This window comes from Chryseobacterium nakagawai, from assembly GCF_900637665.1.
Lineage (GTDB): Bacteria > Bacteroidota > Bacteroidia > Flavobacteriales > Weeksellaceae > Chryseobacterium > Chryseobacterium nakagawai.
Map to the genome: position 1 here is coordinate 3,341,992 of NZ_LR134386.1, position 14,146 is coordinate 3,356,137.

Genomic DNA, 14,146 nt, shown 5'->3' on the forward strand with positions numbered 1-14,146 from the left:
CATATGAATTGTCTGGAATGTGGCGAAAAAATCATTGGGAGGTCTGATAAAAAATTCTGCAACGACGCCTGCCGGAATGCCTATAACAACAAGCAGAATAAAGATTCTACAAATCTGATGCGGAATATCAATAATAAACTCCGCAAAAACTACCGTATTCTCGTAGAAGTCAATATAGATGGCAAAACAAAGATTGCTAAATCCAAATTGGAAAGTCTCGGTTTTGATTTTGACTATTTCACCAATCTAAAGGTTTATAAAAACGGTTCTGAGTACAAGTTTATTTACGATTATGGCTATAAACTTTTAGAAGAAGACTTTGTTTTGATTGTTAAAAATCAAGCATAATCAACACCCCACCACAAAATATATCATTATGAAAGAAATTGTTTTGATTACCGGAGCAAACGGTTTGATTGCAAAAGAACTGGCAAAAAAAATCAGCAATGATTATGAGGTAAGGTTTCTTACCCGGAAAAAAAGACAAGCAAATGAATATGAATGGGATCTTAAAAAAGGAACCATTGACGAATCTGCTTTGGAAAACGTTTCCCACATCATTCACCTCGCAGGCGCCAATATTTCAGAAAAGCGCTGGACAGCAGAAAGAAAAAAAGAGCTGATTGCCAGCAGAGTGGATTCTGCCACATTGCTAAGAAATGCTTTAAGAAAAAAAGAAATTAAACTTAAATCTTTTATTTCAGCTTCAGGAATCAATTTTTACGGAACCAAGACTACAGAAAAAATATTTTCGGAAAATGATCCGCCAGGACATGACTTCCTCAGTGAAGTTGTAGTGCTTTGGGAAAGAGCTGCCGATCATTTTAAAGAACACAACCTTACAGACAGAATTGTAAAAATCCGGACTGCTGTTGTTCTTTCTGAAAAGGAAGGAGCTTTAAAGAAAATGCTTCCTCCAATACAATATGGCATCGGCTCTGCTTTGGGGAACGGTAAACAATATATGCCATGGATTCATATTGAAGATATCTGTTCCGTTTATGAATTTGCATTAAAAAATACAGGTTTTCATGGTGCTTATAATGCTGTTTCACCTCAGCATGCTACCAATGCTGAGTTAACCCAAAAGATTGCCGAAGTTCTTAAGAAACCTCTGTTTATGCCCAATGTTCCAGCTTTTGTTTTGAAGATGTTATTTGGTGAACTGGCAAGCGCAATTTTGGAAGGTTCCAGAGCTTCTTCACAAAAAATACAGAATGCAGGGTTTCATTTTAAGTTTCCTGATCTGAAAGATGCTTTAAGAGATTTATTAAAAACTCAATAACTTTATATACCTAAAGAATTCAAACAACACTATGCAAAATCCTAATATTACTATTTTAAAAACAGATATTTTATCAGACAACTGGTATACTTTAAACAAAGTTACTTTTACGGTTCGCAAAAAAGACGGAACTACGGAAACTCAAAGCAGAGAAGCTTACGACCGTGGAAATGGAGCTGTTATTTTGCTTTATAACAAAATTTCTCATACGATTATCCTCACAAGGCAATTCAGGTTACCCACTTATATTAATGGAAATGCATCCGGAATGCTTATTGAAGCCTGTGCCGGGCTTTTAGACAATGATAATCCTGAAGATTGTATCAAAAGAGAAACGGAAGAGGAAACAGGATACAAGATTTCTAAAGTTGAAAAGGTATTTGAAGCCTATATGTCTCCCGGTTCCGTAACGGAAATTCTTCATTTTTTCATCGCTGAATATTCCAACGAAATGAAGATTAATGATGGTGGCGGTCTTGAAGAGGAAGGAGAAAATATTGAAGTGCTGGAATTATCTTTTGATGAGGCTATTACTATGATTGATACCGGAGAGATTAAAGATGCAAAGACAATGATGCTGTTGCAGCATTTGAGGATTAAGGGGATTTTGTAAAGCTTTTTCTACACAAAGTAAAGACACAATATACATTTCTGATAACCGTTTGATTTTTTTAATAACTATATTTAAATCATGAATAACTTATCAATTCTTGAGCATGTAAAACTTGCCATTAATCCTCAATTTCAGGATTGGGTTTTGTTTAAAAACGACACGTATATTATTTTTGATGATGTTAGTACTGTTGAAAATGTACGGGATGAAGCGATCAAACTAATGAAAGAATTCGGACCTGTATTTGCAGGAGGCCCTGCCGGAGACTTCAATGTTATTCATTTGAATTTTACAGAAGGCTGGCTTGTTTCCGGACATGGATATGGTATGTATACTTATGTACATCCATCAGAACTGGATCATGAAACACCTAATGATCTGGAAATAGGCTTATACGGAAGATCAAAACGAAATAGCGATGGTGAAAATCCTGAGATCGTGTATATAAACACCAGTAGGAACTCATTGTAAAACAAAAAATCAATTTATAACTAATAAATATGCTTCAGGACCAAATTACCCTAAAGAACCGCTATAAAGATTTTATTAAAAAAGTAATTGAAACAAAAGTAGTATATGGTTTAAAAGATGATAAAGGCTACGCAACCTCCTACTCCAACGATTTGGAATATGATGATGGTGAACCCGTAGAAATTATTTGCTTCTGGTCAGATGTAGCAAGGGCAAAATCTTGCGTAGACAAAGAATGGAATCGTTATGAAGCATCTTCTATTCCTATTAATGAGTTCCTGGAAAACTGGTGCCTGGGAATGAATAGTGATGGTTTGCTTGTAGGCGTTAATTTTGATATCAATCTATTTGGCTACGAAGCAGAGCCCTTAGAGCTAGCACTTGCCATTATTGAAGAGCTTACAAAAAACAATAAATCTGTGATCTTAAGAAAATTCAACGATCTTGAAGATATGGAAACCCAGATAAAAGAGGTATTAAAGGATTAAAAAACAGATTCATGATAAAATCATTGGGAATAAAGATTGCTAAAATTATAGCAGTATTTTCTGTTTTTATTTTCAGTATTCTGATGCTGAAAACAATCTCCCAATATACTTCTCTTGATAAAACGATAGGATTTCTTGCCTTTAAACAACAAGTAGTCAATAATCCGTATTGGATGGCTTTTTTCTATATCCATATCTTTTCAATAACACTTTGTCTTTTAGCTGGATTGACTCAATTTTCACCCCAATTCCTGAGAGAAAACAGAAACTTACACAAAATCATTGGAAAAGTTTACGTGTATAATATTCTTATTATCAACGTTCCGGCATGTTTTGTATTGGGATTATTTTCGAATGGCGGATTGATAGGAATTACAGGATTTCTGATTCAGGATATTCTTTGGGCTTATTTTACGGTAGCTGCTGTCCTTACTATTAAAAAAGGCAATATTATCAGGCATAAAAACTTTATGATTTTAAGCTATGCCGTGACAACAACGGCCATCACTTTCAGAATTATTAAGAATCTGTTTTATAATGAACAACAGCATGATTATGAGCTATTCTACGGCATCAATGTATGGCTTGCTCTTGCCATCAATCTGCTGATTGCGTATTATTTTCTTAGAAGAAATATCCACTATCGTCCTAAATAGACATTCGTAAAGAAAATATAAAGGCTAATACAGGATATCAGAGCAAATGCTCCTATAAAGATTAAAGTATTCAACAGTTTTCTGTATCTATAGTTTTGAGTCCAGCGGTTACAAAAACGTACAATTACCTGGGAAACTGCCGCAAAAATCACAATGACAAAGATTAAAAACAGAATGACAATAAGGTAAATCCAATCAAAATGCATAGAATGATATTTATATAAAATGGGTATTTAAAATTTAATTATTATCTGGATAGATCAAGATTTGCAATGAAAACATAAAGGCTAAGGAATGATATGAGAAGGAATGATCCGATAAAGATCAAGGTATTAAAAAGAACTTCATACTTGTGCTTTCGGGTCCATCGATTGCAGAAATGCATGATCAGATAAGAAATCCCACCCAATATGGCAACAATAAAAATGAGAAAAAAGTAGATCATAAGCCTATCATTAATTCATGTAAATCTATTATTTTAAAATTAAAAAAAGAACAGAAAGCACAAATATCCCCAATTCCAGCTATAAAATAGTACTAATTGATAACCTGCAAATCCTGATATTTGTAAAGTATTAGTGTTTCAAAACAAAAGTCATGAAGATTAAAAACATAGACCATATTGTATTAACTGTAGCAGATATCAGTAAAACCATAGAATTTTACACTGAGATCATGGGGTTTGAAGTGGTAACCTTTGGTGATCACCGAAAAGCACTCACTTTTGGAAATCAAAAGATCAATCTTCATCAAAAAGGACATGAGTTTGAGCCTAAAGCAAAAACTCCTACCTGTGGTTCTGCAGATCTTTGTTTTATTGCCCAAACGGATATTCATGAGGTGATGGCCGAATTGAAACAGAAAAATGTGGAGATTATTGAAGGCATTGTAGACAGAACGGGTGCTGTAGGAAAGATAAGATCTGTTTATTTTCGTGATCCGGATCAAAATCTCATCGAAGTGAGCAACTATTCTTAAGTTAATAACCGCGAATACACCAATAAAATAATTCTACGTTAGCCTATAAGCCTATGTCTTTATGTGGTAAAAATATTGAACCACATAGAGACATAGAATATCATTAGGAATGGTGTGATTTTAAAAAGTTGCTATCATACATCCATCTCGTTATCTTCACCAAATGCTTTCCAGAACTGATATTTTTCAGGATTGGCAAAGGCAGAATCGTCCTTATAGAAATATAAAAGCCTGCTCAATGCTGTAGTATAATAGCCATGTTCCAGAGATTTTTCATAGTATTTGATTGCTTTTTTAGGGCTTAGCTTCACCCCTAATCCTTCGTCATATATAATTCCGTAATAGATATCGGAATAAGTCCCTTCAGTATCTTTTTTTAAATAGCGTTGAAGATTGGCATAATCCCCTTTCTGATAGTAGATTTCAGTCAATTTCTCATCATTATAATAGAATTTCTTTTCTGCCTGTTTATAGTAGTCTAATGCAAGATCATAATCCAGTAACACATACTCTCCATAAAAATACAGAAGGCCCAGATTTTGCATTGCCAGACCATCTCCTAATTCTGCAGATTTTTTGAAGCACTTTAAGGCCTTTTTAATATCCTGAGGATAACCAACACCACTTTGATAATGATATCCCAGATTATTCCAGGCAATAGCATGATTCTTTGAAGCTGCTTTTTCATACAGGGTAAGTCCTTTCTCTAGATCATAATATTCAGGATACTCATTATGAACATAAATATATCCGAGTTCCACCATCATATCTGTATTTCCTCGGTTTATTCCTATTTCATATAATCTTACAGCGTCTTCAATCTTTCCTTCTTCAAGATATTTTTCAGCTTTTGACATCAAAGTATCATCGTCAAAATATTCCTCGTAGCCGGAACCTTTTCTTTCCGTCCATCCTTTATAAAAATCAAGAAAATACTTTTGATCTTTTCCCCGCAGGTTATATCTTTTTTCATATAAAGCTCCCAGCTGATGATCAGAAACCTGATGCAGCTTTCTTCCGATATCAAGAATAAACATTTCATTTCCTTTATAAAGGCAAAGCATCTGCTTATCATAATCTATCCCTTCACCGATATAATCGTAAATACCGCTTTGAATTTCTGTTTTCTGGTCAAAATAGAACATTCCGTTTGAGGTAGTAACCCGGAAAATCTCTTCTCTATAAGATTCTATTTTCTTATATTCTTTAGAGGAAGGAAGCAGCCAACGGTTTTCAGCAGCATTATACAACCCCCAGCCATTTACATCAGATATCAGGAACACATTCTTCATAAACTGAGTATACCAATCTCTGTGGATATTTTCAATGGTATGTTCTTTCAATCTGAATTCTTCTGATTTTATATCATATATGTACCATTCTTTAGCTTTTTTGTAGGCAAAAGAAGTATAATAATCATTCAAAATCATCAGGGTGTCTATATCAGTATCCAAAAGACTTCCATCTGATTTTATAATGCTGGCTTTTTTCTGAAATTTATTGGGTTTTACCCAATAATACCCTTCACCAATTTCACTTAATACCTCTTCGGGATGCTCTCCCAGGAAAACACCTTCAAAGGTATAAAAGGCTCTCTTGGAAGTTCCTTCCAGCCTGCGATAAAGCAATCCAGAATAATTAAATTCAAAAGGCTCATCAAAAGATTCTTCAATAACCGGTTTATTGGATGTATCAATGAGGCGATATTTCCCTGCTTTTTTAGCGTTAAAAAGGCAGACATGCCTTAACATCTCCAACTCATCGTATTCACAGGGGATCACAATCTCTCCGGTCGCAATATTAATTAATCCTGATTTCTGATCTACTTCTATCACTCCATAATTCTTATGGTCAACAAAAAGAGAATCATAAACTTCTTCGTAAATGCATTCAACAAGTACTTTCCCGTCATTTCTCAGATATCCGTACTTACCATTCTTCTGTACTACAGCAATCCCTTCTTCAGTAAAGGCAAATATTTCTTCATAAACTGCCGGAGTGATGATATTTCCTTTTTTATCCTTCAATCCCCAAAGACCATTGTCTTCAAAAGATTCCGAAATATCTTTATATAAATCTTCATTCCAATACCCAAGACCATAATCAATCCAGTCTGTTTCCAACATCTCTAAAAAGGATGTATAGCCACTTCTGGCTACAATTTCTTTTTCCAGCCATTCTAGATTCTGTTTAGAAATCGCTTTATCATATAGCCTGCTCTTCTCCTTAATTTGCAGGACCCAGTCTTTGGCCTGATCAGAATGTTTTTCTTCACTCATATTGAAGACGTCCCATCCATTGATCATAAAAGTATCATAAGGAAGATCATCCAACATTTCAAACATTTTGTTTACAGGCTCATAATATACCTTTTTGTAAAGCAGCTGATAGTGTTCCCCCACCAATTGATAGAATGATTTCAGCCTTTCCACTCCATTTATTTTATCAAAATATAGCAATTTTCCTTTTGACCTTGGATCGCAGGAAAACAGAGGAAAAAGCAAATCCGGGATCACATAATTCCATTCTCCCAAATGATGTGAATACTGATCTCCTGTTTTGGAATCCACATTATATACATAAAGGCGGTGTGCCATTTTTTATTCTTTAGTGATTAAAATCCGAATTTAGAGAACAGTCCTGGTTTTTTCCATGAAGCTTTATATTCATCAGCAACAGAATCATAATCTGCTACTGAACGTACCTGATCCAAAATCGCATGTGCTTCTTTTATATTTCCTGCCTGATACAATACCACTGCTTTCGCCAGTTCAACACTTTCAACAAGATCATCATATCCCCATTCTTCAGTATTATAGATTGTGGTGAATCTTTCCGCAAAAGCTAAGGTCTGGTCTTTATTATTCAGCTTTTCATAAACCCTCACCCCATAGCTTACCCAAAGCACATATTCTTCAGGATCCATTGCCGCTTCACAATCTGCATCATATTGACTGAACACAGAGGCCGCTTCCTGGTAATTTCCCTGAAGAAAATCACTTTTCACAATCATATAAATGGTCTTGGCTCTATCAAAAGCATCCAAAAGGAATTCTTTTTTATTCTCAAGATATCTTTTTGCTGCCAAAGCTACCCCTCCATAATTTCCCTCCTCGTTATAAATCTGCATCAGAGCAAACTGAGGATTGGCTTCCCCTGGAAAGCGCTCTGCTGCTTGTTCATAATATGATTTTCTGATATTTAAATCCTGATTATCCAGATGTTGAAATAAAATTCCTTCCAATATATTTTTACCAGCCTCCAGGTCTCTGTAATTGTCATCTTCAAGTTCCGGATTCTCTATGATGTACTGATAAATACAGGTAAGGATTTCTTCTGCTTCTCTTTGAACATCACTCGATCCCATAACTTCATAAAGCTGGATCTGCCGTGCTCTATAGTATAGAGTTTTAGAACAATAATCGTCTGATCTCCCATAAAGACTGAAATAGTTATTCAGTGCTTCTTCAGCCTGTTCATAATTCCCCCCATCCAGCAAAGCATCAATCAGGACAAGATGGAGCTCCATAAATTCTGAGTATTTAAGCCCTTCAGAAGCTATTTCAGCAGCTGCCTGATAATCTTCCAGTACCAAATGTTTAATCGCTAAATTATTACAGCACATTGCTCTGGTATGCAGATCATTATAATAATCACTTTCAAATTGGTCTTCTTCAAAATACTTTCGGAATGCTTCATGGGCCTGTTCATATACGATACGACCCATTTTATGCCATTTCAGTTTATCACTTTCATCCTCTAACGCATCTATACACTCATTCAGTAAAACCCCTTCGTTGTAAATATCTGCAGGGTAATCGGAAAATACAGGAATTTCAGATAATATCATTCCATTCAAAAGATATTCTGAGTCTGCTATTCTTCTCCAGGCCGTAGCGTTAGATGATAATTGCACGGCTTTTTCCAATAAAGGAATCGCTTCAGCATAGCGCTCGTTTTCATATAGGAATGTACCTGCAAAATGATATCCTGAGAACAGTTCCGGATGGGAATTGATAACTTCAAGGGCATGATGGTAGTAAAAATCCGTAGAAACGTTTAGCAGATCATTATAATTTCTTTCTATAATCAGTTGATAATAAAAAACATCAGGATTATGATATCCATTCTGAATCAGTTCTGCAAAACGCTGGTGCCATTCTACTAGTTTCTCATGGATATGAAGTGCTGAATTCTCCCCTTTTATGGCCTTCATCATCATCTTCAGTGAAAGGTCGGGCGCATTATTTTCAAACGCAATATCGGAAAGATTGATAAAATCATATTCATTCCGGCTCACGAAAGCAGTATGTTCCTTGTCAATAAGTACTGTAAGTTCCTCTCCTGAAACCATTTTTGTACGGTCTAGTAAATAGATCTTTTTGATCCAGTAAAGTGAGGTATTTTTGTCCCTGATCTCACGGTTGCCAGCATTTGCTTTTTTAGAATAATATATTCCTGCTTCCAGACTGTTCAAAAGTGCCTGATTCTCTTCCAGGGATTCATATATTTTAACCAAAAAATCATACCCATATCCTACATAATCCGGATCCTCCAGCATACGTTCCGCATAGCCTATAAACTCCTCCTTATTTTCCTGGGTGATATGTTTTTTACTTCTGGCGATCTGCATCAGAGCATATTCATTTCCTAAAGGGTAATCCAGAATGTTGTATAGTGCTTTCTGATTGCTTGGATTTAATTGAAGTATTCTTCTTAAGTAAGGAATAACATAATCCCTGATGGCATCATAAACCGCTTCATGCCCCTCATCATAAACTATATCGTGATAAGCTACTGCCATTAAAAATAAGACTTCTTCGTCTTCAGGATAAGATAATAGATATTGTTCTCCTTCTATGATACACTGGTCCAGATCTCCTCTGTAAAACAGCTGTTCTAAATTGTCGTACATTATTAATATTTTGTTCTATAATTCAATCATTACATTTCATTTATACCCTGACAGGATAAAGATTCATGATATGGGAGCTGCAAAATATAAAAAACAAAAGGAAAAACAAATGACAACCCTTATAAATCCCTGAAACCAGTGAGTAAATAATTTAATTCTGATTTATTGCCGGATTTGAAATTTTAAGCTTTAATTTTAAGCCAAAATAAAAAATACTGATTATTCAACTATAACAATATGAAAAGATTATTGACAGGACTTTCATTGGCTCTATCGGTGGTATTGATCGCTCAAAAGGCTCCTGCAAAGAAAAGTCCATTGGTTCTTTACAGCTATCAGACTTTTGGATGCGACGTTAAAGGATATTTCAACCCTTCCAAATATAAAAAAGAAGAAATAGATGGTACCTATAAACTTATATCACCCCTGACCCTGTCTCCCTTTTCTTCTCTAATTGTATTTAATCTTACCAAATTCGATTTGGTACGCAGCAATAGCACTCAGCTTTTGCAATAGGCTGAAAAAGAATATATTATGAGAAAAAAAGAGCTTGAAGAGCTTAAACTCATTGACCTTCCGATATGGAAAAATGAGCGTGAAGAAGCTATACAACTTCTGGAAAACGAATATCAGCTTTATAAAACTCTTCTTACAGGCTATGCTGATCCCCAATCTCTTCAAAACAGTAAGTTTTACAATACCTGTAAAGAATATGCAGATGCCATGACCATCAAGGATAAACAAAAAATGTATTCGGTATGGAAAAATTTATTTGAGGCCCAAAAAGGGGAAGAAACCTATTCCGGAACAATGGATGCTTTTAATGCCAAATGGAATGACCCAAGAAAGGATGATTATGCCCTTATTGATCTTATGAATGCTTTCAGCAATTGCGCAAATCATAGTTTCAGAACTAAAGCTGATGAGGATAATACTTTATTTAAAACATTTGAAAAGGTTTTCGTTACAGTAAAAAGGGATTGCGACGAACCTTAAACATTTCAGAAAACAGCCTGTTTAAAGTAAAAAATTAAAATTCTCATTAAATAATAAAAATAACTATATAAAATTGGTTAAATTCTTTAGTTTTCAAATTTAAAGCCTTAATTTTGCACTGAAATTTTAGAAAATTCGGATTCTTTCTACAACTATGCGCATGGAAAAAATGATGGTCGGGCTCTCCCTGACTTTATCTGTTATTGTTTTGGGTCAAAAGGGACCAGTAAAAACCAACAATCTGACACCGTACAGCTATCAGACATTCAATTGTGACAACAAGGGATATTTTGATGCTTCCAAATATGAAATAGAGGAAATAGACGGAGTCAATAAACTTTTATACAAGTTTAATGGGGTTCATTTTGATACGAATCCTATTTTTAAACTTTCCAGCCTGGAAGAAGTCCGTAGAAATAAAGAGCAACATCTTGAAAACCTGGAAAAACAGTACCAGGAAAAAAAACAGGAACTTTACAGCCTTAAAGTCATCAATCAGCCAGTTTGGAAGAAACTGTATGAAAATGCCATACAAACATTTGAGAATGAATATGAGCTGAACAAAGAAGAAATTATCGCTTTTTCCGATCCTACCACGCTTAAAAACAGTAGATTTTACGAAACCTGCAGAGAATCCATTGATGCGATCTCTTCTCCTGACAGAGAAAAAATGTTCGCCTCCTGGAAGGCCTACACTGAGCTTAAAAGTAAGAACAATGCAGATCCACAAGGGGTAATGAACCGTTTTAATGCCAAGTTAAATGATCCTCAAAGCGAAGATTATGCATTGATCGATATGATTGGACTTAGCTTTCATAACTGTGCCAACAGCAGCTTCAGACAAAAGCTTGATGAGGAAAGAAATATGTACAGGGATTTTGACAAAATCTTTACAAAATTGAAGAAAAATTGTGATGAACCTTAATATCAATTGAAAATTATAATGGCAGTACTCATTTTTGAGTACTGTTTTTATTCAATAACACCATAAGAATTCATTTTCAATCATTGTAATAAAATCCTTTATGAATTGGTCAAATTTATTAACTTTATCAGCTAGCTGATAACTATGAAAAAAGGAATATATTGTTTATTTATTCTTCTGTTTGCCCTCTCTTTAAAAGCCCAAATTGATATTCCTTTTAATTTGGTTACTCTGGTAAAGCAAACTTCCTCCCAAACCCCTCAAGACAGCATTCTTCCTACTTATCAAAATGGGGCTTTCGTTTATATGAATCTGAAGAACGGACAACCTGTCTTTAATAAAAAGTTTAGGGAAGCCTATCCTTTTTATGGTAAGTTTGCTCTGGTTTTTGATTCGGAAACAAAATCATATAATGTGATTGATCGTATGGGTTCTTTCATTTTAGATAAGGGAACATTTACTCAGATCAATAACCAAACGAGATGTGATCATTATTTTATAAGTTTTTTCATGAATGAAAATAGTACGGAATTCACTTTCAATAAGCTCAATGGAGAATTTGAACGATGCTCAGGAATTTCGTGTCCCTATCCCACATTAATCAAATTCCCTTTCCTTAAAAATCAGGTTGGACAATACACTTTAAAAACCAACTGTTTTGAAGTTGATAATGCAACACCTCTTGAAGATAATTCTTTTTTGGTATTAAAAGACAGGAAAATAGGCATTATTGATAAAACCGGAAAAATTCTGGTTCCAATTGAGTATGAAGAATCTACAGTCAATTTTATAGAAAACCGGATCAGTACTGTTAACACCATTCCCCTAAGAAAAGAGAATGTATGGTACTATTATCATCCTGCAGGAAAACTCATTACAAAAAGCAACGTGTTATGTGATACCTTCCTGTATGGACAAACTAAACTGGGTATTTATAAAAATGGACAGAAATATGGACTTCTCTATACCGATGGAACTACACTGCCACAAGAATACGACTGGATTTCTGAAGATGGCGTTTTAGCAAGGACAGGAAATGATTTCTATTTTATTTTTGAAAAAAGCATAATCCCATATTATGTAAAAAATTAATGAGTCATAACTTATAAAGAATTATAATGACGGCACTCAAATTGGGTACTGTTCCTTTATCTTGAGATATTATTTTTTTATATTGAAAACGGTTAAGGGAAAGTTAATGCACTGATATTCTTTTGCTGTAGTGGTCAATAGATTTATTTTCGTGAGACTAATACAACTCACATGAAATTCATTTATCTTTTTTTAACAGTATTCATCAGTACATTTATTTCGGCTCAGAAAGGCCCTACAGTAATTCCTTTTTCTTTGGAAAACAATTCTATTTATCTGCATTGTAAGGTAAACAAAACCGAAAACGTCAAATTTTTGTTTGATACCGGAGCAGATGGCTCTGTCATCAATATCAATTCAAAGAAAAAAGTAGATCTTAAAATTGACGGAAAGGCTCAAAATAAAGGCTCAAACGGAGTAAATACGGTTGATTATAGTAATCATAATACCGTTCAGTTCGGAGATATCCAGAAAACAGATGTTTTATTTACCCTTATTCCTTATGGAGATGTTAATTTTGATGGTGTTTTCGGAACAGATTTAATGACAGGAAAAATCATCGAGATTGATTACCACAAAAATGTTATCCGGTTTTATGATGAATATGATCCGTCTATTGATTTTTCTGGATATGAAAAAATGAAACTTCATCTCATAGATAATTATCCTTCTGTAGAAAGCTCTATAACAGTTAATGGTAAAGAATATTCCGGTTTTTTTGGTCTCGATAGCGGTGCCGATGACGCGCTTACCATTGCTTCTCCTTACGCCAGAAAGAATTCTTTAGCCAACACCATGAAAACGATAGGGAAAGCCACTGCACAAGGCTCAGATGGTTCTGTTTATGAAATGCCGGTAGTACTTTGCCCATCCATTACATTTGCTCATAAATTTCTTTACAATGTCCCGATTACGCTTTCAAGCTCTACGGAAGGGATTGATGCTTCAGAAAAAATGGCGGGCTTTTTTGGAAATGCGTTCTTGAAAAGATTCAATACGGTGATCGATTTTAAAAACGGGTTAATTTATTTTAAACTGAATAAACATCTGTATTCGGAGTTTAAATAACTGTGCAAGTTAATCCTACCAGTTCTATCTGTCTGAAATCATGATAACTTCCTCACTTTGCAATACCAAATAAATTAATAATGAATAAGTTATGATAATCTCAATTAAATTCCTTAATTTTGCACCCCGAAAATAAGAATTCAAAATATGAAACGAATAGGTGAACACAGAACCCTTCTTGGAGTTGATAAAAATGTAACTTTAAAAGAGTTAAAAACAATTTACAGGAATGCAATGAAAGATACGCACCCTGATAAATTTATCAACGATGAAGATGGAAAGCTGGAAGCAGAAGAAAAAAGTAAGTCTGTGATTGAAGCCTATCATTTCCTGGTAAGCATTAATCCTGAAACACAGGAAAAATATAAAGAAGAATATACGGAAACCGTTACCCAATCTAACATTCAGGATTTTTATCTTGAAAAATCAATTTTAACGGTTCAGCACTTGAATGGAAAAAGCTATGAGTATATGGGAGTTCCAAGAAACACCTATATCAAAATGGTGAATGCTGATTCTCCAAGCCGTTTTGCAAGAAGACATATCTACGGAAACTTTGTTTACAGAAAGTCTGGAGAGGCTATGGCTGACTAATTTTTTTCATTTACAATATAGGAAGGCTTTCAGTTTATACTGGGAGCCTTTTTTATTGCCTTAGA

The 14,146-nt window shown here is 34.6% G+C and carries 15 protein-coding genes; 13 read left to right on the top strand and 2 right to left on the bottom strand.

Annotated elements, in window-relative coordinates; genetic code table 11:
- Positions 1 to 3 precede the first annotated feature (3 nt).
- The 7 genes from EL260_RS15105 to EL260_RS15135 all read left to right on the top strand — a co-directional run bounded on the left by EL260_RS15105 (position 4) and on the right by EL260_RS15135 (position 4,491).
- Positions 4 to 348, top strand: a complete 345-nt coding sequence (locus EL260_RS15105) for a hypothetical protein (RefSeq protein WP_123856133.1) — start codon at positions 4 to 6, stop codon at positions 346 to 348.
- A gap of 28 nt (positions 349 to 376) precedes the next feature.
- A complete protein-coding gene (locus EL260_RS15110; RefSeq protein WP_123856134.1) occupies positions 377 to 1,285 on the top strand; it encodes a TIGR01777 family oxidoreductase in 909 nt (302 codons plus the stop codon).
- A gap of 31 nt (positions 1,286 to 1,316) precedes the next feature.
- Positions 1,317 to 1,898, top strand: a complete 582-nt coding sequence (gene nudK / locus EL260_RS15115) for a GDP-mannose pyrophosphatase NudK (protein ID WP_123856135.1) — start codon at positions 1,317 to 1,319, stop codon at positions 1,896 to 1,898.
- A gap of 78 nt (positions 1,899 to 1,976) precedes the next feature.
- Entirely contained in the window at positions 1,977 to 2,369 is a 393-nt protein-coding gene (locus EL260_RS15120) for a hypothetical protein (RefSeq protein WP_123856136.1), read from the top strand.
- Positions 2,370 to 2,398: 29 nt separating this feature from the next.
- Positions 2,399 to 2,857 carry a DUF2750 domain-containing protein gene (locus tag EL260_RS15125; protein ID WP_123856137.1) on the top strand — a complete coding sequence of 153 codons (459 nt, stop codon included), beginning with the start codon at positions 2,399 to 2,401 and terminating at the stop codon, positions 2,855 to 2,857.
- A gap of 11 nt (positions 2,858 to 2,868) precedes the next feature.
- The gene (locus tag EL260_RS15130; RefSeq protein ID WP_123856138.1) at positions 2,869 to 3,513 is read left to right on the top strand and encodes a DUF2306 domain-containing protein; all 645 of its coding nucleotides are present in this window, start codon (positions 2,869 to 2,871) and stop codon (positions 3,511 to 3,513) included.
- 597 nt (positions 3,514 to 4,110) lie between these two features.
- Positions 4,111 to 4,491, top strand: coding sequence for a VOC family protein (locus EL260_RS15135; RefSeq protein WP_123856139.1), 381 nt, complete (start codon positions 4,111 to 4,113; stop codon positions 4,489 to 4,491).
- 134 nt (positions 4,492 to 4,625) lie between these two features.
- Here EL260_RS15135 and EL260_RS15140 read toward each other — a convergent pair whose 3' ends face one another.
- Together EL260_RS15140 and EL260_RS15145 are read right to left on the bottom strand one after the other, a co-directional pair.
- The gene (locus tag EL260_RS15140) at positions 4,626 to 7,088 is read right to left on the bottom strand and encodes an SEL1-like repeat protein (protein WP_123856140.1); all 2,463 of its coding nucleotides are present in this window, start codon (positions 7,086 to 7,088) and stop codon (positions 4,626 to 4,628) included.
- A 17-nt stretch (positions 7,089 to 7,105) separates the two neighbouring features.
- Positions 7,106 to 9,406, bottom strand: a complete 2,301-nt coding sequence (locus EL260_RS15145; RefSeq protein ID WP_123856141.1) for a tetratricopeptide repeat protein — start codon at positions 9,404 to 9,406, stop codon at positions 7,106 to 7,108.
- 237 nt (positions 9,407 to 9,643) lie between these two features.
- Between EL260_RS15145 and EL260_RS26000 the strand changes: the two genes are divergently transcribed.
- The 6 genes from EL260_RS26000 to EL260_RS15170 all read left to right on the top strand — a co-directional run bounded on the left by EL260_RS26000 (position 9,644) and on the right by EL260_RS15170 (position 14,081).
- A complete protein-coding gene (locus EL260_RS26000) occupies positions 9,644 to 9,922 on the top strand; it encodes a hypothetical protein (RefSeq protein WP_228445477.1) in 279 nt (92 codons plus the stop codon).
- Positions 9,923 to 9,940: 18 nt separating this feature from the next.
- Positions 9,941 to 10,402 (top strand): hypothetical protein, encoded by a 462-nt coding sequence (locus tag EL260_RS26005; protein ID WP_228445479.1) that lies wholly within the window; start codon positions 9,941 to 9,943, stop codon positions 10,400 to 10,402.
- Positions 10,403 to 10,562: 160 nt separating this feature from the next.
- The gene (locus tag EL260_RS15155; RefSeq protein WP_123856142.1) at positions 10,563 to 11,327 is read left to right on the top strand and encodes a hypothetical protein; all 765 of its coding nucleotides are present in this window, start codon (positions 10,563 to 10,565) and stop codon (positions 11,325 to 11,327) included.
- Between the two features lie 144 nt (positions 11,328 to 11,471).
- Complete coding sequence (locus tag EL260_RS15160) at positions 11,472 to 12,419, top strand: WG repeat-containing protein (protein WP_123856143.1); 948 nt, start codon at positions 11,472 to 11,474, stop codon at positions 12,417 to 12,419.
- 171 nt (positions 12,420 to 12,590) lie between these two features.
- Positions 12,591 to 13,487: a retropepsin-like aspartic protease gene (locus tag EL260_RS15165; RefSeq protein ID WP_123856144.1), complete on the top strand. Its 897-nt coding sequence runs from the start codon at positions 12,591 to 12,593 to the stop codon at positions 13,485 to 13,487.
- A gap of 147 nt (positions 13,488 to 13,634) precedes the next feature.
- Positions 13,635 to 14,081, top strand: a complete 447-nt coding sequence (locus EL260_RS15170; protein WP_123856145.1) for a KTSC domain-containing protein — start codon at positions 13,635 to 13,637, stop codon at positions 14,079 to 14,081.
- Positions 14,082 to 14,146 lie beyond the last annotated feature (65 nt).